The 20,228-nt window shown below is 64.2% G+C and carries 15 protein-coding genes; 10 read left to right on the top strand and 5 right to left on the bottom strand.

Annotation, left to right across the window (positions count from 1 at the left end):
- Positions 1 to 5: 5 nt before the first annotated feature.
- The gene (locus tag ACZ0AV_RS12555; protein WP_499151329.1) at positions 6 to 902 is read right to left on the bottom strand and encodes an energy transducer TonB; all 897 of its coding nucleotides are present in this window, start codon (positions 900 to 902) and stop codon (positions 6 to 8) included.
- Positions 903 to 1,006: 104 nt separating this feature from the next.
- A complete protein-coding gene (gene gshB / locus ACZ0AV_RS12550; protein ID WP_499151328.1) occupies positions 1,007 to 1,969 on the bottom strand; it encodes a glutathione synthase in 963 nt (320 codons plus the stop codon).
- 228 nt (positions 1,970 to 2,197) lie between these two features.
- Here gshB and pilG point away from each other — a divergent pair, with 228 nt between their 5' ends.
- The 8 genes from pilG to ACZ0AV_RS12510 all read left to right on the top strand — a co-directional run bounded on the left by pilG (position 2,198) and on the right by ACZ0AV_RS12510 (position 15,631).
- Positions 2,198 to 2,605 (top strand): twitching motility response regulator PilG, encoded by a 408-nt coding sequence (pilG, locus tag ACZ0AV_RS12545; protein ID WP_447594792.1) that lies wholly within the window; start codon positions 2,198 to 2,200, stop codon positions 2,603 to 2,605.
- Between the two features lie 50 nt (positions 2,606 to 2,655).
- Entirely contained in the window at positions 2,656 to 3,021 is a 366-nt protein-coding gene (gene pilH / locus ACZ0AV_RS12540) for a twitching motility response regulator PilH (RefSeq protein ID WP_499151327.1), read from the top strand.
- Positions 3,022 to 3,060: 39 nt separating this feature from the next.
- Positions 3,061 to 3,597 carry a chemotaxis protein CheW gene (locus ACZ0AV_RS12535; RefSeq protein WP_499151326.1) on the top strand — a complete coding sequence of 179 codons (537 nt, stop codon included), beginning with the start codon at positions 3,061 to 3,063 and terminating at the stop codon, positions 3,595 to 3,597.
- Positions 3,598 to 3,682: 85 nt separating this feature from the next.
- Positions 3,683 to 5,731: a methyl-accepting chemotaxis protein gene (locus tag ACZ0AV_RS12530; protein WP_499151325.1), complete on the top strand. Its 2,049-nt coding sequence runs from the start codon at positions 3,683 to 3,685 to the stop codon at positions 5,729 to 5,731.
- Between the two features lie 68 nt (positions 5,732 to 5,799).
- On the top strand, positions 5,800 to 6,648 hold the full coding sequence (locus ACZ0AV_RS12525) for a CheR family methyltransferase (protein ID WP_499153355.1): 849 nt from the start codon (positions 5,800 to 5,802) through the stop codon (positions 6,646 to 6,648).
- 14 nt (positions 6,649 to 6,662) lie between these two features.
- A complete protein-coding gene (locus ACZ0AV_RS12520) occupies positions 6,663 to 14,096 on the top strand; it encodes a hybrid sensor histidine kinase/response regulator (RefSeq protein ID WP_499151324.1) in 7,434 nt (2,477 codons plus the stop codon).
- Positions 14,096 to 15,115 (top strand): chemotaxis protein CheB, encoded by a 1,020-nt coding sequence (locus tag ACZ0AV_RS12515; protein ID WP_499151323.1) that lies wholly within the window; start codon positions 14,096 to 14,098, stop codon positions 15,113 to 15,115. The genes ACZ0AV_RS12520 and ACZ0AV_RS12515 overlap by 1 nt, the downstream gene beginning before the upstream one ends.
- A gap of 45 nt (positions 15,116 to 15,160) precedes the next feature.
- The gene (locus tag ACZ0AV_RS12510; protein WP_499151322.1) at positions 15,161 to 15,631 is read left to right on the top strand and encodes a chemotaxis protein CheW; all 471 of its coding nucleotides are present in this window, start codon (positions 15,161 to 15,163) and stop codon (positions 15,629 to 15,631) included.
- A gap of 192 nt (positions 15,632 to 15,823) precedes the next feature.
- Here the strand turns inward: ACZ0AV_RS12510 and ACZ0AV_RS12505 are convergent, their stop codons facing one another.
- From ACZ0AV_RS12505 to ACZ0AV_RS12495, 3 genes are all read right to left on the bottom strand, one after another.
- Positions 15,824 to 16,342: a cytochrome b gene (locus tag ACZ0AV_RS12505; RefSeq protein ID WP_499151321.1), complete on the bottom strand. Its 519-nt coding sequence runs from the start codon at positions 16,340 to 16,342 to the stop codon at positions 15,824 to 15,826.
- 179 nt (positions 16,343 to 16,521) lie between these two features.
- The gene (locus tag ACZ0AV_RS12500; protein ID WP_499151320.1) at positions 16,522 to 17,241 is read right to left on the bottom strand and encodes a 16S rRNA (uracil(1498)-N(3))-methyltransferase; all 720 of its coding nucleotides are present in this window, start codon (positions 17,239 to 17,241) and stop codon (positions 16,522 to 16,524) included.
- A gap of 83 nt (positions 17,242 to 17,324) precedes the next feature.
- Positions 17,325 to 18,728, bottom strand: coding sequence for an adenosylmethionine--8-amino-7-oxononanoate transaminase (locus ACZ0AV_RS12495; protein WP_499151319.1), 1,404 nt, complete (start codon positions 18,726 to 18,728; stop codon positions 17,325 to 17,327).
- Between the two features lie 224 nt (positions 18,729 to 18,952).
- Here ACZ0AV_RS12495 and ACZ0AV_RS12490 point away from each other — a divergent pair, with 224 nt between their 5' ends.
- Both ACZ0AV_RS12490 and ACZ0AV_RS12485 read left to right on the top strand, forming a co-directional pair.
- Positions 18,953 to 19,498, top strand: a complete 546-nt coding sequence (locus ACZ0AV_RS12490; RefSeq protein WP_499151318.1) for a cytochrome b — start codon at positions 18,953 to 18,955, stop codon at positions 19,496 to 19,498.
- 59 nt (positions 19,499 to 19,557) lie between these two features.
- Entirely contained in the window at positions 19,558 to 20,136 is a 579-nt protein-coding gene (locus ACZ0AV_RS12485) for a YceI family protein (RefSeq protein ID WP_499151317.1), read from the top strand.
- The last annotated feature ends 92 nt before the right edge of the window (positions 20,137 to 20,228 follow it).

The following is a 20,228-nucleotide window of genomic DNA, read 5'->3' as shown; positions in this document are numbered from 1 at the left end:
CCCCGTCAGTTGCTCGACAGGCGGTCGCCGCGCTCGAAACGCCAGGTACGGATGATTTCCAGGCGGTCGATGTCCGCCAGGTCGCCGGTGAAGGGGGCATAGGGAGCGGCCAGGCGCACGATGCGCAGCGCTGCCTGGTCGAGCACCTGCTGGCCGGAAGACTCCAGCACCAGCACCTCGTACAGGCTGCCGTCACGGTTGATCGAGACCAGCAGGCGCAGGCTGCCATGGATCTGCCGACGGCGAGCGTCGTCCGGGTAATTGAGGTTGCCGACCCGTTCGACCTTCTTGCGCCACTCGTCCTTGTACCAGGCGCCCTTGTCGCGCATGGTCGAGGCAGCGTTCAGGCGGTGGATTTTCGGGCGTTTGGCGTACTGCTGCACTTCATTGGCCAGCTCCGCCTCGAGGCTGGCGATCTCGGCGGACAGCTGGGTGCTGTCGAAGGCCGGCGCCTCGGGTGCTGGAGGCGTGGGCTTGGTCTCCTCGCGCTTGGCGGGCGCCTTCTGCGCCTGCGGTGCCCGGGTGGTGACCACCGCCTTGGGCGCTTCGGGTTTGACCGCAGGCGGCGGCGGGGCCGCTGCGGGCGTCACCTTGCGCACCTCGGTATCCTGGAAGGGCGCTTGTTCCGTGGTGGTCGGCGCTGCCTTCTTTTCCAGGGTACCGCTACCCTGCTGGTTGTCCTGGGCGAGGAAATCCGCCTCCTTGGGCTTTTCATCGCTCTTGAAGGTGGACAGGGTGATTTCCAGGGTCTTGCTGATCTGCCCGGGCTCGGCAAAGGTGAAGCCCACGCCAAGAATCAACGCGGCATGCAGCACGGCAGCGAGGAACAGGGTGAACCCCAGGCGATCCGCCGGGCGAACGCCGGAGGACGTCAATTCGGGTGGGGTGGCTGCTGCGTTCATCGCGATTCTGTCAGTCGGGAGCTAATGAGGTGTCGGCACGGTCGTGCTGACACCTCAGCAGACCCCTGGTTGCCGCGCAGTCTGCCGAGGCGCCCGGGAAAAGTCTATGAAGCACTCCGCGCATTGAGCTTTTCGGCAATCTTGTCCATCAGCTGTTCGCCGATGCGGGTATCGAAGGCCGCATCGATCTCGCGAATGCAGGTCGGGCTGGTGACGTTGATCTCGGTCAGGCGATCACCGATCACGTCCAGGCCGACGAACAGCAGGCCGCGCTCACGCAGGCTGGGGCCGACCGCCGCGGCAATTTCACGGTCACGCTCGGTGAGCGGACGCGCTTCGCCACGGCCGCCAGCGGCCAGGTTGCCGCGGGTTTCGCCGCTGGCGGGAATGCGCGCCAGGCAGTAAGGCACCGGCTCACCGTCGATCATCAGAATGCGCTTGTCGCCGTCGAGGATCGCCGGCAGGTAACGCTGCGCCATGATCTGCTGGCTGCCATGGGCGGTGAGTGCTTCGAGAATTACCGAGAGGTTCGGATCGCCCTCGCGGTGACGAAAGATCATCGAACCGCCCATGCCATCGAGGGGTTTGAGAATGATGTCACGGTGCTGCTTGGCAAAATCGCGCAGAATGTCGGGTCTGCGGCTGACAATCGTCTCCGGTGTGAATGCCGGGAAGCGAGTGGCGAAGAATTTCTCGTTGCAGTCGCGCAGGCTTTGCGGGCGATTGACCACCAGCGTGCCGGCTTCTTCGGCCTGCTCGAGCAGGTAGGTGGAATAGACGAATTCGTTATCAAAGGGCGGATCCTTGCGCATCAGGATCACATCCAGTTCGGCCAGCGGCAGATCCTGCTCCTCGCCGAATTCGAACCAGTGCTGCGGATCGGCGAACACCTGAAGGGCGCGTGTGCGAGCGCGGGCGACACCGGCGGCCTGATAGAGGTCCTTCTGTTCCATATAGAAGAGGCTCCAGCCGCGGGCCTGGGCAGCCAGCAGCATGGCCAGGGAGCTGTCCTTCTTGTAGGCGATCTGCGCGATGGGATCCATGACGATGCCGAGCCGAACGCTCATTGAGGTATCTCCGTGAAGGGCGGTGGGAAGCAGCCGCGAAGGTAGCGGGGGTGGGCGCCAAGGTTGGCGCTGACGGGGCCGGTGGTCAAGGGAAACCGGGCTGATGGCTTGCATGGGGAGAGTGTGCTAAAAAGGCCCAGCGATGGGCCGGGCCCATTGGTTTCAGGGGCTCCGGCACACTGGAAATGACGTAACACAACGACTCACCGAAGTGGTGGCAGGGCAGACATGGAACAGCATTCCGAAGGTTTGAGGGTGATGGTGATCGACGATTCGAAGACGATTCGTCGTACAGCGGAAACCTTGCTGAAAAAGGTGGGTTGCGAGGTGATCACTGCGGTGGACGGCTTCGATGCCCTGGCGAAGATTGCCGACACTCATCCGAGCATCATTTTCGTCGACATCATGATGCCGCGTCTCGATGGCTATCAGACCTGCGCCCTGATCAAGAACAACAGCGCATTCAAGTCCACGCCAGTTATCATGCTGTCGTCCAAGGACGGCCTGTTCGACAAGGCCAAGGGCCGCATCGTAGGTTCTGATCAGTACCTGACCAAACCCTTCAGCAAGGAAGAGCTGCTCGGCGCGATCAAGGCCCACGTACCGGAATTCACACCGGTCGAGCAGGCTTCCTGACGTCCGGCTGACGCCGTAACCGCCTCTTCTCTTATGTATTGGGAAACATCATGGCTCGAATTCTGATAGTTGATGACTCGCCGACCGAAATGTACAAGCTGACCGCCATGCTGGAAAAGCATGGTCATCAGGTGCTCAAGGCCGAAAACGGTGCCGACGGCGTTGCCCTGGCGCGCCAGGAAAAACCCGATGCCGTGCTGATGGACATCGTCATGCCCGGCCTCAACGGCTTCCAGGCTACCCGGCAGCTGACCAAGGACGCGGAGACCAGTCACATCCCGGTGATCATCATCACCACCAAGGATCAGGAAACCGACAAGGTCTGGGGCAAACGCCAGGGCGCCAAGGATTACCTGACCAAGCCGGTAGATGAAGCTACGCTGCTGAAAACCCTGAGCGCCGTGCTGGCCGGCTGACGTCGGACAGCGAGGCACAAGAAGAAGGTCACGACAGGCATGTCAGAGGCACGCACTCCCTTTCAGATTCTCCTCGGCATCGAGCAGCGCTGCCGCGCGGTGGCGGCGGGTCTGCCGTCGCAGCAAGTGGCGGTGCAGACCTGGAGCGGCATTGGTTTTCGCATGGGCGAACGGTTGTTCGTCGCACCGATGGGTGAGGTCGGTGAAGTGCTGCACGAACCACGGCATACCCTGCTGCCCGGCGTGAAGAGCTGGGTCAAGGGAGTGGCCAACGTGCGTGGACGGCTGCTGCCTGTCATGGACCTGTGTGGGTTCTTCGGCGGTGAGTTGTCGCCATTGCGCAAGCAGCGGCGGGTGCTGGTAGTCGATCATCAGGACATCTTCGCCGGCCTCACGGTCGACGAGGTGTTCGGCATGCAGCATTTTGCGGTGGACACCTTTTCCGAGCAGTTGCCAGCGCTCGAAGCGTCCATCCAGCCGTTTATTCATGGGGTGTTCCAGCGCGAGCAACCCTGGTTGGTGTTCAGCCCTCATGCGCTGGCACAGGCGCCGGGGTTTATCGATGTTGCGTATTGAGTGCTTTCTGGTGGAGGCGGCGTAGCCAGCCTTCTGACGTTATATGGAATTCGAAGTGCGGTAGGGCCCAGGCGGGGGCCAGATAATGAAAAAAGTAGTCTCAAACAATGTGCTGGCGGGGACACGTGTAGGCGCGCTCGTGGCGGGGCTGTTCGTCGTCCTGATCATTTCGATCGTGATGCTGTTCGCCAACTTCGCGTACGTGAATACGCAAAGTAACTACGACACCGAATACATCGGTCACGCTGGCGAGCTGCGCGTGCTGTCCCAGCGTATCTCCAAGGATGCCACCGAAGCCGCCGCGGGTACGCCTGCTGCGTTTGCCCTGCTGCGCGATGCGCGTAACGACTTCGAGGTACGCTGGGCGTACCTCACCGACGGTAACGCGCAGAGCGGCCTGCCCGCTGCGCCTGCCGCCGTGCAGGAACAGATGGCTGCCGTGCAGCAGGACTGGGATGGGCTGCGGCAGAACGCCGATGCCATCCTGGCCAGCGAACAGACCGTTCTGTCGCTGCACCAGGTAGCTGCCACGCTGGCGGAAACCATTCCGCAGCTGCAGGTCGAGTACGAGGAAGTCGTCGACATTCTGCTGGAAAGCGGTGCGCCGGCTGCCCAGGTATCGGTTGCCCAGCGCCAGTCGCTGCTGGCCGAGCGGATCCTGGGTTCGGTGAACCGGGTGCTGGCCGGTGACCAGGATTCGGTACAGGCTGCCGACATGTTCGGCCGTGATGCCAGCCTGTTCGGCCGCGTGCTGAGCGCGATGCAGGAAGGCAACGCGGCGATGGAAATCGCCAAAGTGAGCGACCCGGAAGCCCTGGAGCGTCTGGCGGAAATTTCCGAACTGTTCGAATTCGTTTCCGGTTCCGTGGACGAAATTCTCGAGACCTCGCCGGAACTGTTCCAGGTGCGCGAGTCCGCCAACACCATCTTCAGCCTCTCGCAGACCCTGCTGGAAAAGGCGTCGGGCCTGTCCGAGGGTTTCGAGAACCTGGCCGAGGGGCGTTCGCTGAACACCGTGGCCGGTTACGTGCTGGGCGCCCTGGCGCTGGGATCGATTCTGATCATCGGCCTGGTGATGGTGCGCGAAACCAACCGCCGCCTTGCCGAGACCGCCGAGAAGAACGAGCGTAACCAGACCGCGATTCTGCGTCTGCTCGATGAGATCGCCGACCTCGCCGACGGTGACCTGACAGTGGCCGCGACGGTAACCGAGGACTTCACCGGTGCCATCGCCGACTCCATCAACTACTCCATCGACCAGCTGCGTGACCTGGTAGCCACGATCAACCTGACCGCCGTTCAGGTAGCCGGTGCTGCCCAGGAAACCCAGGCCACGGCGATGCACCTGGCCGAGGCGTCCGAACACCAGGCCCAGGAAATTGCCGGGGCTTCCGCGGCGATCAACGAAATGGCCGTGTCGATTGACCAGGTATCGGCGAACGCCTCGGAGTCCTCCGCGGTAGCGGAGCGTTCCGTAGCCATCGCCAACAAGGGCAACGAGGTCGTACACAACACCATCACCGGCATGGATAACATCCGTGAGCAGATCCAGGACACCTCGAAGCGAATCAAGCGCCTCGGTGAGTCGTCCCAGGAGATCGGTGACATCGTAAGCCTCATCAACGACATCGCCGACCAGACCAATATCCTCGCACTGAACGCCGCGATCCAGGCCTCCATGGCCGGTGACGCAGGCCGAGGCTTCGCCGTGGTAGCGGACGAGGTACAACGCCTCGCCGAACGCTCCTCGGGCGCGACCAAGCAGATCGAGGCACTGGTGAAGACCATTCAGACCGACACCAACGAAGCCGTTATCTCCATGGAACAGACGACATCCGAGGTGGTGCGCGGTGCTCGCCTGGCCCAGGATGCGGGTGTGGCACTGGAAGAGATCGAGAAGGTATCCAAGACCCTCGCCGCGCTCATCCAGAACATTTCCAACGCGGCACGCCAGCAGGCGTCGTCCGCGGGCCACATCTCCAACACCATGAACGTGATTCAGGAGATCACCTCGCAGACCTCGTCCGGTACCACGGCTACCGCCAAGAGCATTGGTAACCTGGCCAAGATGGCCAGCGAGATGCGTCATTCGGTATCCGGTTTCACCCTGCCACAAGACGGCGAGCAGGCCTGATCAACTGCCGGGCGGCGCATTGAAGGATGTGCGGCGCGGCAGGTGTGGGCATGAGCGAGGGGCACGACATGCAGTCAGGCGTCTGGGCCTTGCAACCATTGGCGGACATGTCCGCCACGGAGTTCCGCGACTGGCAGCAACTGCTGGAGTCGCGGCTCGGCATGGTGGTCAACGAACAGCGCCGCATCTTCCTGCAGACCAACCTCAGCACCCGCATGCGCGAGCTGGGCATCAGTGACTACGCCACGTATTACCGGCAGGTCACCGATGGCCCGCGGGGTGCGGTGGAATGGGCGAATCTGCTGGACCGGCTGACCGTGCAGGAAACCCGCTTCTACCGTCATCCGCCGTCGTTCGAGGTGTACGAGGCCTACCTGGCCCGGCGTCGAGAGCAGGGGCTGGAGGCGCCGCTGGCGATCTGGAGCGTGGGCTGTTCCAGCGGCGAGGAACCCTATTCGCTGGCCATTGGTGCCAGCGAGGTGCTGGGCGCTGAAGGGCGATTCGGGGTCACCGGCACCGACATCAGCCGCAGTGCGCTGGGCAAGGCGCGGGACGGTCTGTATGACGTGCGCCGGTTGCAACAGATGGATGAAAGCCTGCGCGAGCGCTATTTCCTGGCGCAGGCCGACGGACGTTTCAAAGTGGTATCAGGGCTTGCCGCGCGCGTGTGTTGCGCCAAGCTCAATGTGCTGGAGTTGGACAAAGCGCCAATGGCCGGCATGGACGTTATTTTTTGCCAGAACTTGCTGATTTATTTTCGCCGCTGGCGGCGCCGCGAGATCCTCAACCGCCTGGCCGAGTGCCTGGCGCCAGGTGGCTTGCTGGTGGTCGGAGTGGGCGAGGTGGTCGGTTGGCAGCACCCGGATATGCTTCCGGTAGCCGATGAGCGAGTGCTGGCGTATACCCGCAAGGGCTAAGAGACGGAGTGTGTATGGGTGATCGGCACGACTATGTCGCCCTGGAGTGGGTCAAGGGCGAAATTGCGGAAACCCTGAAGCAGGCGCGACAGGCGCTGGAGGCGTTCGTCGAGAATCCGCAGGATTCGACACGCATGCGCTTTTGCCAGACCTACGTGCATCAGGTTCACGGCACTCTGCAGATGGTCGAATTCTTCGGTGCGGCCCTGCTCGCCGAGGAAATGGAGCACCTGTCCCAGGCGCTGATCGACGGCCGCGTGGCCAACCAGGGTGAAGCGCTGGAAGTGCTGATGCAGGCGATCCTGCAGCTGCCGGTGTACCTGGATCGCATCCAGACCGCGCGCCGTGATCTGCCTATGGTCGTGCTGCCGCTGCTCAATGACCTGCGCGCCGCGCGCGGCGAGAAGCTGCTGTCGGAAACCAGCCTGTTCTCGCCGGACCTGTCCGCCCGCCCCGCAGCGCTGTCGCCGGAATCGCTCACCCAGTTGCGTACCGCCGAACTGCCTGCCCTGCTGCGCAAGCTGCGGCAGATGCTGCAGGTTGCCCTGGTCGGGGTGATTCGCCAGCAGGACCTGGGCACCAACCTCGGTTACATGGCGCGTGTCTTCGCCCGCCTGGAAACCCTGTGCAAGGATTCGCCGCTGGAGTCGCTCTGGCAGATCGCGTCCGGGGTGGTCGAAGGGCTGTCCAACGGCAGCGTCGCCAACGGCACCTCCGTGCGCACCCTGTTGCGCCAGGTCGACAAGGAACTCAAGCGCCTGAGCGAGCAGGGTGCCGACGGCATCAACCAGCCCGCGCCGGACGAACTCACCAAGAATTTGCTGTTCTATGTGGCCAAGGCCTCGCCGCAGTCGCCGCGCAACCAGGTGCTGCGTGAGCGCTACAGCCTTGACGAAGCGCTTCCCGATCACGATGTCGTCGACGAGGAGCGTGCCCGCCTGGCTGGCCCGGACCGCGATGCCATGCGTTCGGTGGTCGGCGCGCTCTGTGAAGAGCTGGTGCGGGTCAAGGACAGCCTCGACCTGTTCGTGCGTAGCGACCGTGGCCAGGTGACCGATCTCGAAGCCCTGCTGGTGCCGCTCAAGCAGATCGCCGATACCCTTGCCGTGCTCGGCTTCGCCCAGCCGCGCAAGGTCATTGTCGACCAGCTCGAGGTAGTGAGAGCCATGGCCCAGGGCGCCCAGGAACCGAGTGACGCGGTGCTGATGGACGTCGCCGGTGCGCTGCTCTACGTCGAGGCGACGCTGACCGGCATGGTCGGCCAGAACGACAGCGCCAGGCGCGAGGAAAGCCACCTGCCGACCACCGACGTGGGGCAGATTCACCAGTTGGTGATCAAGGAAGCGCGCAATGGCCTGGAGCAGGCCAAGGACGCGATCATCGAATTCATCGCCTCGCAGTGGAACCACGAGCACCTGGCCCGCGTGCCGGAACTGCTGACCCAGGTGCGTGGCGGCCTGGCGATGATCCCCCTGGATCGCGCCGCGGCCCTGCTCAACGCCTGCAACCGCTACATCCAGGAACAGCTGCTGGCCCGCAAGGCGGTGCCGAACTGGCAGAACCTCGACACCCTGGCCGACGCCATCACCAGCGTCGAGTACTACCTTGAGCGCCTTTCCGAGGACCACGCCACCCAGGGCGACCTGATTCTCGATGTCGCCGAAGAAAGCCTGGCGACCCTCGGCTATCCGTTGCAGGAAAAGCCTTCGATTCTCGATGCCGCTCCGGTCGAAGAGCCCGCGCCGCTGGACGACCCACTGCACGACATCGACGTGCTGTCCGCCCCGCCAATTCTCGGCAATGCCATCGACGGCGAGCCGCCGCTGAACGAGCCGGTGGCGCTGGAGGATGACGCGCGGTTCGATCCCGGCGAGCCCGAATCTGAACCTGAGTCCGACCCTGAGTTGCGCAGTACAGCGGCCGATGAAACCCAGTCGGTCGCCGATGACCGCTGGCCCGAGCACGCTGATGAACAGCCGCAGCCGCAGCCGTCGCTGGAAGCCGACGCTTCGCCGCTTACCGGCCCCGACGTCGTCGACCTCGACGAACTGACGCTTGACCCTTATGCCGACGCCAAGGCGGCGGTGGCGGATGAAAGCTGGTCGCTCGATGACAGTGACCTGCTCGCTGACAACCCGGACACGCTCGCACCGCTGGTGCTCGACGATGCCGCGCTGTCCTCCGCCGAGCCCTTCGATCTGGGCGAACTCGACCCGCTGCCGGCGGCCGAGCGCCAGCCTTCGCTGGCCGACGACAACTGGTCGTTCGACCTCGACGAGCAGCCCGGCAGCGCGCCCCAGGCTATCGACCTGGATACGCCGCCGGGCGGCGAAGACGAAACCCTGTGGTCGATCGAGGAGCTGGAAAATCGCCTCGACCTGGCGGATAGCGAGCCATCGGTGGCCGAGCTGCCGACCCTGGACCTGCCCGCCGACGACCTGTCGCCAGCGCCGCTGGATTTCGAGGCCGACAGTGAGATTCAGTGGAGCGACGTCGACCTGGCGGACCTGCCGGAAGTCGACCTGCCTGGCATGCCGGAGCCTGCCGCCGTCGAGGAGCCGGTTGTCGACAGGCCGCTGTCCATGGCTGATGTGATGGCCGCGCCGGTGCAGGCGATCAATCCGCCTGCGCTGGACGTGCCGCCGAGCCTGCTGCCGCCGCCAGCCGACGAAGAACCGATCGACGACGAACTTCGCGAAGTGTTCATCGAGGAAGCCGGCGAGGTGCTGGAAACCATCGCCGAGTATCTGCCGCGCTGGCGTACCAACACCGAGGACAAGGACGCGCTGATCGAAGTGCGCCGTGCCTTCCACACCCTCAAGGGCAGTGGTCGCATGGTGCGCGCGCTGGTGATCGGCGAGCTGGCGTGGTCTATCGAAAACCTGCTCAACCGCGTGCTCGATCGCAGCATCGAACCCGGTGCGGACGTCCAGCAGGTGATCGCGCAGGTGGTTGCGCTGATGCCGGAGCTGGTCGACGAGTTCGCCAACCAGGCTCAGCGCCAGCGTGACGATGTCGACCGCCTGGCCGCCGACGCGCACGCCCTGGCCAAGGGGCTGAGCCTCCCAAAGCATGACGCCCCGGCTGCTGCGGTAGCCGAGCCCGCGGGCGAGATCGAGGCTGCCGCGCCGGTGGTGGAACCCGTGGAGGGCATGGATCCGCAGTTGCTGGAAATCTTCCGTAACGAAGCGGATACCCACCTCGACACCCTGTCGGCGTTTCTCGCCGACTGTGCCCGCGAATTGCCACAGCCGGTGACCGACGACCTGCAGCGCGCGTTGCACACGCTCAAGGGCAGCGCCTACATGGCCGGCATTCTGCCGATGGCCGAGATTGCCGCGCCGCTGGAAAAGATGGTCAAGGAATTCAAGGCCAACCTGCTGCCGATGGACCTGGCCGAGGCCGAGGTGCTGGTCGACGCGCAAGCTCTGTTCCGCCTGGGCCTGGCACAGCTGGAAAGTGATCCGCTGCAACCCTTGCCGGGCACCACGGAGTTCCTGGAGCGCGTGCAGCAGCTACATGACAAGCGCCTCGAACATGCCGAGAGCCAGCGTCAGGATGTACAAGGTGAAAGCCGCGACCCTCAATTGATCAGCATCTTCCTCGCCGAAGGCATGGATATTCTGCTCGATGCCGAGGACCTGCTGCGTCGCTGGCGCGAGCATCCGTCCGAGCGCCAGGAGCTCAGCGCACTGCTCGAAGAGCTGACGACCCTGGGCCGCGGCGCGGAAATGGCCGAGCTGCCGCAGATCGACGAGTTGTGCGAAGCGTTGCTCGACCTGTATGGCGCGGTTGAAGAAGGCAGTCTGGCGGTCAGCCAGCGCTTCTTCGATGAGGCCGAACAGGCCCATGAAGCGCTGGTCAGCATGATGGATCAGGTCGCTGCCGGTCTCGAGGTCAGTGCCAGCCCCGAGCGGGTTGCCGCGTTGCGCGCGCTGCTCGACCAGGCGCTGGATCCGGCCAAGCTTGCGCTGCTGTCCGGCGACGTGCCTGGCTTGCAGGTGGTCGACCTGGAAGAGGCGACGCGCGCCCTTGACCAGTCGCTGCTTGTGGATGCTGATACGGATACAGGTATCGACGCTGCCAACGACGCTGTGCAACCGGCAGAGGACGGCGACGACGAGCTGGTGTCGATCTTTCTCGAAGAGGCCGTGGACATTCTCGACAGCGCCGGCCTCGCGCTGCAGCGCTGGTTGGCCGAGCCGGACAACCGCACGGCGTTGACGTCGTTGCAGCGTGACCTGCACACCCTGAAGGGTGGCGCCAACATGGCCGGCATCGCGCCGATCGGCGAGCTGGCCCACGAACTCGAAGCGCTTTACGAAGGGCTGGTGGATCGCCGCTACGGCGTTTCGCCGTTCGTCACCGAGAGCCTGTCGCAGGGCCACGCCCTGTTGGTCACCATGCTCAACAGCCTGCAACAGCGACAGCCCACGCAGCACGCCGACGGGCTGGTAGCGGCGATTCGCCAGTTCCGCCAGCGTGGTGGCCAGGACCCGTTGCCTGAAGCCGATGCGCCGCTGTTGCCCGAGCTCAGCGAGAGCGAGGCACCGCTGGAAGACCTGGCGCCTGCCGCTGTAGCGCTCATTGATGAGCCGCTCGGCGAGCCGCCCATGCTGGCCGATGTCACCCCGCCGAGCCCGGCCGTGCATCAGGCGGCACCGGTGGATGACCGCGACCCCGAGCTGGTGGAGATTTTCCTCGAGGAAGGCTTCGACATCATCGACAGTGCCGGCGCGGCGCTCTCGCACTGGATGGACGACGTTGACAACAGCCTCGCACTGGAATCGCTGCAACGCGACCTGCACACCCTCAAGGGCGGTGCGCGGATGGCTGAAATCCGCGAAATCGGCGACCTGGCGCACGAGCTGGAATTTCTTTACGAGGACCTGGGCAACGGCCGCTTGCGCGCCAGCCCGATGCTCTTCGAATTGCTCCAGGCCTGCCACGACCGCCTGGCCGAAATGCTCGACGCCGTGCGTGCGCACCGTCCGGTACCGAGCGGCGACGAGCTGATCGAAACCATTCGCCGGCTGCGAGCCAACCCCGATGAGCAGCTCAGCATGCCTACCGCGGTGCCACTGCGCGCCGTGCAGGAAGACGCCTTCGATACCGAGGCGGACATTCTCGACATCTTCCTGGAGGAAGCCGACGACCTGCTCGAAGCCATGGAGGCCGGCATCGGCCGCTGGGAGGAGCGCCGTGATGACGCGAGCGCCATCGACGACCTGCTGCGCGTGCTGCACACCCTCAAGGGCGGTGCCCGCCTGGCAGGGCAGAAGCAGCTGGGCGACCAGAGCCACGACCTCGAGCAGCACCTGACCGATGCCCAGGCGCAAGGCGCGCCATGGCCGGAAAGCCTGTACCTCGACGTGCAGTCCGGTTTCGAAGGCCTGCAGAAGAGCCTCGACGAATTGCGCCTGCGCTTGCAGCAGCAACCGCTGGACGAGCGCCCGGTCGAGCCCGAGCCCGAGCGGCCGGCGGTGCGCAGCGCCACCTCGATCGTCGCCGCCAGCGAGCAGCCGGCGCTGCAGGCGCAGCATCGCGTGCTGCCCTTCGTACAGCGTGCCGAAGTGGCCGCCGAGGAAGCCGCAGCACGCCGCGCACCGCAGGAGCTGGTCAAGGTGCCGGCGGACCTGCTCGAAGGGCTGGTCAACCTGGCCGGTGAAACCTCGATCTTCCGGGGGCGCGTCGAGCAGCAGGTCAGCGACTTCGGCTTCACCCTCAGCGAGATGGAAGCCACCATCGACCGCGTGCGCGACCAGTTGCGCCGCCTCGACACCGAGACCCAGGCGCAGATTCTCAGCCGCTACCAGGCCGAGGCCGAGCGCGCCGGCTACGAAGATTTCGACCCACTGGAGATGGACCGCCACTCGCAGTTGCAGCAGCTGTCGCGTGCCCTGTTCGAGTCGGCGTCCGACTTGCTGGACCTCAAGGAAACCCTGGCGTCGCGTAACCGCGATGCGGAAACCCTGTTGCTGCAGCAGGCACGCGTCAATACCGAGCTGCAGGAGGGCCTGATGCGCACGCGCATGGTGCCGTTCGACCGCCTGGTGCCGCGTCTGCGGCGAATCGTCCGGCAGGTGGCCAGCGAACTCGGCAAACAGGTCGAGTTCATCGTCGGCAACGCGGATGGCGAGATGGACCGCACGGTACTGGAACGTATCGTCGCGCCGCTCGAGCACATGCTGCGCAACGCCGTCGACCATGGCATCGAAAGCGCGGCGACGCGGCGACAGGCAGGCAAGCCGGAGCAGGGCAGTATCCGCCTGGGCCTGGCGCGCGAGGGTGGCGACATCGTGCTGACCCTCAGCGATGACGGTGCCGGCATCAACCTCGACGCGGTGCGCCGCAAAGCTATCGAACGTAACCTGATGGACGCCGGTGCGGACCTCAGCGAGCATGAAATCCTGCAGTTCATCCTCGAGGCGGGTTTCTCCACGGCCGAGAAGGTCACGCAGATTTCCGGGCGTGGCGTCGGCATGGACGTGGTCAATGCCGAGGTCAAGCAGCTTGGTGGCTCGATGAGCATCGACTCGGTGATCGGCGAAGGCACCACGTTCCGCATTCGTCTGCCTTTCACGGTGTCGGTCAACCGCGCGCTGATGGTGTTGTCCGGCGAGGATCTGTACGCCATCCCGCTGAACACCATCGAAGGTATCGTGCGGGTTTCGCCCTATGAGCTGGAAGCCTATTACGGGCCGGACGCGCCGCGCTTCGAGTACGCCGGCCAGGCCTACGAGCTGCGCTACCTGGGCGACCTGCTGAACAACGGCCAGCATCCCAAGCTCGTCGGCCAGAGCCTGCCGCTGCCGGTGATTCTGGTGCGTTCCAACGACCACGCGATGGCTGTGCAAGTAGACTCGCTGGCCGGCTCGCGGGAGATCGTTGTAAAAAGCATGGGGCCGCAGTTCGCTGCAGTGCACGGCATTTCCGGCGCGACCATCCTCGGTGATGGCCGCGTGGTGGTGATTCTCGATCTTCTGGCGACCATTCGTGAGCTGCATGCCCACCTGCAGTACCAGGTACGGCCGCGGCTCTCCGCCGACGCGGGGGCTACGCCGGAGCTCGAAGCCGAGCGCCCGACACTGGTCATGGTGGTGGATGATTCGGTCACCGTGCGCAAGGTGACCAGCCGCCTGCTCGAACGCAACGGCATGAACGTGCTGACCGCCAAGGACGGCGTGGACGCCATCGCCCAGCTGCAGGAGCACCGCCCCGACATCATGCTGCTGGACATCGAGATGCCGCGCATGGATGGTTTCGAGGTCGCCAACCTGATCCGCCACGATGAAGGGTTGAAGGATCTGCCGATCATCATGATCACCTCGCGTACCGGTGAGAAACACCGCGAGCGCGCCATGAGCATTGGCGTCAACGAGTACCTCGGCAAGCCGTATCAGGAGTCGCTGCTGCTCGGTGCCATCGAAAAATGGACGAAGCATTGATGAGCGAGCGCAGCGCGGCCCGCATCGCGGTAATCGCCGACACCTCGCTGCAGCGCCATGTGCTGCAGCAGGCGTTGAGCAGCAATGGCTACCAGGTGGTGCTCAACAGCGACCCGGCGCGCCTCGATGATGAGGCTTTGCAGGCGTGCGAGGCCGAGCTGTGGCTGGTCGACCTGGTGCAGTCCGATGACCTGCCACTAATCGATACGCTGATGGCCGAGTCCAGCGTGCCGGTGCTGTTTGGCGAGGGGCATGCTCCCGAGCGCAGCTCCGAGCATTACCCTCGTTGGGAGCGCCGCCTGGTCGGCAAATTGAAAAAGCTGGTCGGCGACCCGGCCCTGGCCGCCGGCGCCGGCCTCGATGGGGTACTTGCCGAAGCCCAGCGGCCCGACCGAGTAGAGCTGCCGGCGGTTCTCGCCAATACACCCCTGCAGGCTGGCGAGCCGGCCAAGCAGGTCTGGTTGCTGGCAGCGTCGCTGGGCGGCCCGGCAGCGGTGAAGGCGTTTCTCGATGCGCTGCCCGGTGGTTTGCCGGTGGGTTTCATCTACGCCCAGCACATCGACCCCAGCTTCGAGACCACCTTGCCCCAGGCGGTAGGGCGGCACAGCCAGTGGCGCGTTGGCACGGTGCGCGATGGCGACAGCGTGCGCTGCGGTGAAGTGGTGGTGGTACCGATCAGCCGCGAGCTGACTTTCGGCGACGACGGTGCCCTGCAGGTTACCGAGCGCCCCTGGCCCGAGCCGTACAGCCCGTCGATCGACCAGATGATGCTCAACCTGGCGCAGCATTATGCGGCCAACAGCGGGGTGATCGCCTTCAGCGGCATGGGCAGCGACGGCAGCGCCGCAGCGGCCTATGTGAAGCGCCAGGGCGGGTTGATCTGGACGCAGCGCGCTGACAGCTGCGCGTGTTCCAGCATGCCCGACAGCCTGCGCGAAGGCGGCTACAGCAGCTTCAGCGCCGACCCGCGCGAGCTGGCAGCCGCTCTCGTCGACCACCTTGCCGAGCAATGCCGATAGGCTGCGGTTTCCCTTTTTGATTGCGCTGCATAACAGGATGTATTGATGAGCCAAGCCGTCGTTACCCAGAACAGCGTCAGCAGCCTGACCGCTCTGGTCGTGCCGCTGGCCGACCGCATGCTGCTGCTGCCCAACGTGGCGGTGGCCGAGTTGATTCCCTATCGCGCACCGCCGGCGATGGCCGGCCTGCCGGACTGGTTTCTCGGCCAGGTGGCCTGGCGCGACCTGACCCTGCCGCTGCTGTCGTTCGAGGCAGCGTCTGGCGGCCAGGCCGCGACCGGCGAAGGTGCCCGTATCGCTATCCTCAACGCGCTGGGCGGGCGTCCGAACGTCAAGTTCATCGCCTTGCTGGTGCAGGGCATTCCGCGCTCCGTGCGAGTTGCCGAAGACCTGCCGCGCGCCGATGTCGTGCTGGCACCACTGGAACTGGCGGCAGTCAGGATTGACGACGGCGTGCTGCGCATTCCCGACCTGGAAGGGCTCGAACAGTTGCTTGCGGATGCCGAGCTGATCTGAGCGTCGACTCGTCAGGCTTTGTTGCACTGCCACTACGGACAACCGAATGGCGGTCAGCCCATCGAGCACGACGGTGCGATTGACCGGCGTTGCGGGGTAGATCGGGGTGCCGTGCTGCATCTGCTCAACGGGTCGCAGGCCACCGTGTGATCTGGCTACGACTCGTTGATCGCCCGATGACGTTCAGGGGCTTCAGCTGCGCCGTGGCAGCATCGCTCTGAGCACGCCATCGCGCCGCCGGTAGTGGTGCCAGAGGGCGATGAAGCTGTGCCCCAGAATCAAGGCGAACAACAGGTATTTGGCCGTCAGGTGGAACTGCCGGGCAAGCGCCCGGGCGCCGTCGGAGAGCGGCAGCGGATCGATGCTGACCAGCCAGAACAGTTCCACCGGGCGCCTGCCAAACAGCAGGCCGCTCAGCGGCATCAGCAGCAACAGCAGATACAGTGCGACATGGCCCGCTGCGGCGGCGCGCCGTTGCCAGGCGGCGGCGTGCAGGCGTGGCGAGCCGTGCCGGGCGCGCACCAGCAGGCGCAGCAGGGTCAGCAGCAGAATCGTCAGGCCCAGGGATTTGTGCAGGGTGAACACGCCGCCGGTGCCGCCGAGCCAGTCGGCGACCAGATCCTGGCCATAAGGCAGAAACAGGGTACAAACCACCAGCAGGGCGGTTAGCCAGTGCAGGCCGATCTGCGCGCTCGAATAGCGGTCCTTCATGGCTTGTTCTCTGATCGGGCAGCAGTCGGGCGCACGCGGTCAGCGAGCGATCAAAGCCACAGGGCCGCACATGTCGGTGGCTGTGTCGCTTTGATTCAAGCGGCTGAAACCGGGAACTGTCAACGAAACGGCTGGGCTTTTTGCATTTTTGCTTACGGCTCGGCGGTGTCGTTACCGGATTAGAAGTCGCCCCACAGGTGCTGGGCAAGTGCCAGTGCGGCCACCGGCGCGGTCTCTGTGCGCAGTACCCGCGGCCCCAGGCGGGCAGCGTGGAAGCCGGCCCGTTGCGCGAGGGTCACCTCGGCGTCATTGAGCCCGCCCTCGGGGCCGATCAGAAAGGCCAGCGATTGCGGTTTGGCGTGGCTGGACAGTGGTTCGGCGATCGGGTGCAGCACCAACTTCAACTCGGCCTCGGTGTGCTGCAGCCAGTGCTCCAGAAGAACGGGCGAGTTGATCAGCGGGATCACCGAGCGCCCGCACTGTTCGCAGGCGCTGATCGCCACCTGGCGCCAGTGCGCCATGCGCTTGTCGGTGCGCTCATCCTTCAGGCGAACCTCACAGCGGGCGCTGATGATCGGGCTGATTACCTGGGCGCCGAGCTCGGTGGCTTTCTGGATCGCCCAATCCATGCGTTCACCGCGTGACAGGCCCTGACCCAGATGAATGTGCAGCGGTGATTCCGCCTGGCCGGGGAATTGTTCGCGCAACTCGACATTCACCGCCTTCTTGCCGACCTCGATCAGTTCGCCGCGAAACTCCTGGCCACTGCCGTCGAACAGTTGCACCGCATCGCCCACGGCATGGCGCAGCACGCGCCCGATGTAGTGGGCCTGTGCCTCCGGCAACGCGTGCCGGCCGAGGGAAAGAGGGGCGTCGATGAAAAAGCGGGAAAGGCGCATGGCGGTCATGGGTATGGCTGAAGATGGCCAAGCATAACCGCGTGGCGAATTTTATGCAGGCGCAGGGCCGCCTGCCCTGCACGTCAGCCCGGGTCGCGAAAGCCTGGGTAGCGGCGGTCACCAACCGGCACGCTGACCGAGGTACGGGTTGCCAGGTCGATGCCCTCGCTGGCGACCTCGGCGAGGAAATCGATCTGCTCCCCGGTAATCACGTACGGTGGCAGGAAGTACACCACGCTACCCAGCGGACGCAGCAGCGCACCGCGCGTCAGGGCATGCTGGTACACCTGCAGACCGCGGCGTTCCTGCCAGGGATAGGCCACCTTGCCGGCTTTGTCCTGCACCATCTCGATAGCCAGTGCCATACCGGTCTGACGCACCTCGGCCACATGAGGGTGCGCGGCCAGGTGCGCCGTGGCGCTGGCCATGCGGCTGGCCAGGGCCTTGTTGGCTTCGATCACGTCGTCCTCTGCGAAAATGTCCAGAGTCGCCAGCGCCGCCGCGCAGGCCAACGGGTTGCCGGTATAAGTGTGTGAGTGCAGGAAGGCCCGCAGGGTGGCGTAGTCGTCATAGAAGGCGCTGTAGACCTCATCGGTGGTCAGCACCGCCGCCATGGGCAGGTAACCGCCTGTCAGCGCCTTGGAGAGCACCAGAAAGTCCGGCGTGATACCCGCCTGCTCGCAGGCGAACATCGTGCCGGTGCGGCCGAAACCGACGGCGATCTCATCATGGATCAGGTGTACGCCGTAGCGGTCGCAGGCCTCGCGCAGCAACGTCAGGTAGATGGGGTGGTACATGCGCATGCCACCGGCACCCTGAATCAACGGTTCGACGATCACTGCGGCGGCTTCGTGGTGATGCTCGGCGAGGGTCTGCTCCATCGCCGCGAACATCGTCCGCGAGTGGTCTTCCCAGCTTATGCCGTCCGGGCGCAGGTAACAGTCCGGGCTGGGTACCTTGAGGGTGTCGAGCAGCAGCGCCTTGTAAGTGTCGGTGAACAGCGCCACGTCACCCACCGACATCGCCGCCACGGTTTCGCCGTGGTAGCTGTTGGTCAGGGTGATGAAGCGCTTCTTGGCCGGTTTTCCGCTGTTGAGCCAGTAATGGAAGCTCATTTTCAGCGCCACTTCGATACCTGACGAGCCGTTGTCGGCGTAGAACACCCGGTTCAGCCCTTCTGGGGTGATGCGCACCAGCCGCTCGGACAGCTCGACCACCGGCTGATGGCTGAACCCGGCCAGCATCACGTGCTCGAGGGTGTCGACCTGCTCCTTGATGCGCTCGCCGATACGCGGGTTGGCGTGGCCGAACACGTTGACCCACCAGGAGCTCACGGCGTCGAGGTAGCGCTTGCCCTCGAAGTCTTCCAGCCACACGCCTTCACCGCGGCGGATCGGAATCAGCGGCAGCCGCTCGTGGTCCTTCATCTGTGTACAGGGGTGCCAGAGGACCTCCAGGTCACGCTGCATCCAGTGGTGGTTGTTCATCGACGTGCTCTCCCCCGGTCATCAGCGGCAAGCCTATCAGATCAGCGGGTTGGCGTTACCGGCTGGGCAGGCCGGGGGGGAGGGCGGTAGCGCCAGGCTGCTTCTCCTGCACGTTTGAAAATGACGTGTCATATCGTATTTATAGATATTTCAAAGCAGTAATTTGTGCTATTAACCGATAGGTTTATTGCTAATCTCTGGCGATATTATTTCGAGATCAGGCCATGCAATGGCGTAATTCGGCGTTTCGTTACGGTCTTGTCAGCGTTTCCCTGCATTGGCTGGTGGCCATTGCGGTATTCGGCCTGTTCGCGCTCGGCTACTGGATGGTCGGGCTGACCTATTACAGCGGTTGGTACCAGACCGCGCCGAACATCCACAAAAGCATCGGCATCCTGCTGTTCATGGTCATGGTTGCGCGATTGCTGTGGCGCTGGTTCAGTCCAACCCCGCCGGCGCTGGAAGAACACGGTCGGCTGACCCGTTTGGCCAGCAAGCTGGGCCACGCCTTTTTGTATGTCGGCCTGTTCGTGCTGATGATTTCCGGTTACCTGATCTCCACGGCAGATGGTCGCGGGATCAGCGTGTTCGGGTTGTTCGAAGTGCCAGCGAGCGTGACCAGCATTCCCAGCCAGGGCGACACTGCCGGCCTGGTACATGAATACCTGGCCTGGGCTATCGTGATTTTTGCGGTCCTGCACGGCCTGGCTGCGCTAAAGCATCATTTCATCGACCGTGACCGCACCCTGGTGCGTATCTTCGGGCGCTGATTCTCCAGCCCTTTCGGTGCAGCGCCGCTGCACCTTTGATCAACACGCAAGGAGTTCTCATGTTGAAGAAGACTATCGCTGCACTGGCACTGGGTACCGCGCTGCTGAGCGCTGGCCACGCAATGGCGGCTGATTACGCAATCGACAAGAAGGGCCAGCACGCCTTCGTCAATTTCAAGATCAGCCACCTGGGCTACAGCTGGCTGTACGGTACTTTCAGGGATTTCGACGGCAGCTTCACCTATGACGAGAAGAGCCCTGAGGCCAGCAAGGTCAGCGTGACCTTGAATACCGAAAGCGTCGACACCAACCATGCCGAGCGCGACAAGCATATCCGCGGCGCCGATTTCCTCAACGTCAGCAAGAACCCGACTGCGACCTTCGAGTCCACTGCAGTCAAGTCGACTGGCAAGGGCACGGCTGACATTACCGGCAACCTGACCCTCAACGGCGTCACCAAGCCGGTTGTGATCGCTGCCAAGTTCATCGGCCAGGGCGATGACCCGTGGGGCGGCTACCGTGCAGGTTTTGAAGGCAACACCACGCTGAAGCTGAAAGACTTCAACATCGAAAAGGATCTGGGCCCGGCTTCGCAGGAAGTCGAGCTGATCATCTCCGTGGAAGGCGTACGCAAGTAAGCCCGAGCACGGTATGAAAAACGCCGACCCCAGGGTCGGCGTTTTTTTGCCCATGATTCAGCGTCCTGAGTCTTGCGACACCGAGCCAACAC

Source organism: Pseudomonas sp. AC532, from assembly GCF_979258965.1.
The sequence above is the reverse complement of the archived record's forward strand: the minus strand, read 5'-3'. Positions and strand labels throughout refer to the sequence as shown.

Coding starts and splice junctions, on each gene's coding strand:
- ACZ0AV_RS12555 (WP_499151329.1), bottom strand. CDS start 902: ATGAACGCAGCAGCCACCCCACCCGAATTGACGTCCTCCGGCGTTCGC.
- gshB (WP_499151328.1), bottom strand. CDS start 1,969: ATGAGCGTTCGGCTCGGCATCGTCATGGATCCCATCGCGCAGATCGCC.
- pilG (WP_447594792.1), top strand. CDS start 2,198: ATGGAACAGCATTCCGAAGGTTTGAGGGTGATGGTGATCGACGATTCG.
- pilH (WP_499151327.1), top strand. CDS start 2,656: ATGGCTCGAATTCTGATAGTTGATGACTCGCCGACCGAAATGTACAAG.
- ACZ0AV_RS12535 (WP_499151326.1), top strand. CDS start 3,061: ATGTCAGAGGCACGCACTCCCTTTCAGATTCTCCTCGGCATCGAGCAG.
- ACZ0AV_RS12530 (WP_499151325.1), top strand. CDS start 3,683: ATGAAAAAAGTAGTCTCAAACAATGTGCTGGCGGGGACACGTGTAGGC.
- ACZ0AV_RS12525 (WP_499153355.1), top strand. CDS start 5,800: ATGCAGTCAGGCGTCTGGGCCTTGCAACCATTGGCGGACATGTCCGCC.
- ACZ0AV_RS12520 (WP_499151324.1), top strand. CDS start 6,663: ATGGGTGATCGGCACGACTATGTCGCCCTGGAGTGGGTCAAGGGCGAA.
- ACZ0AV_RS12515 (WP_499151323.1), top strand. CDS start 14,096: ATGAGCGAGCGCAGCGCGGCCCGCATCGCGGTAATCGCCGACACCTCG.
- ACZ0AV_RS12510 (WP_499151322.1), top strand. CDS start 15,161: ATGAGCCAAGCCGTCGTTACCCAGAACAGCGTCAGCAGCCTGACCGCT.
- ACZ0AV_RS12505 (WP_499151321.1), bottom strand. CDS start 16,342: ATGAAGGACCGCTATTCGAGCGCGCAGATCGGCCTGCACTGGCTAACC.
- ACZ0AV_RS12500 (WP_499151320.1), bottom strand. CDS start 17,241: ATGCGCCTTTCCCGCTTTTTCATCGACGCCCCTCTTTCCCTCGGCCGG.
- ACZ0AV_RS12495 (WP_499151319.1), bottom strand. CDS start 18,728: ATGAACAACCACCACTGGATGCAGCGTGACCTGGAGGTCCTCTGGCAC.
- ACZ0AV_RS12490 (WP_499151318.1), top strand. CDS start 18,953: ATGCAATGGCGTAATTCGGCGTTTCGTTACGGTCTTGTCAGCGTTTCC.
- ACZ0AV_RS12485 (WP_499151317.1), top strand. CDS start 19,558: ATGTTGAAGAAGACTATCGCTGCACTGGCACTGGGTACCGCGCTGCTG.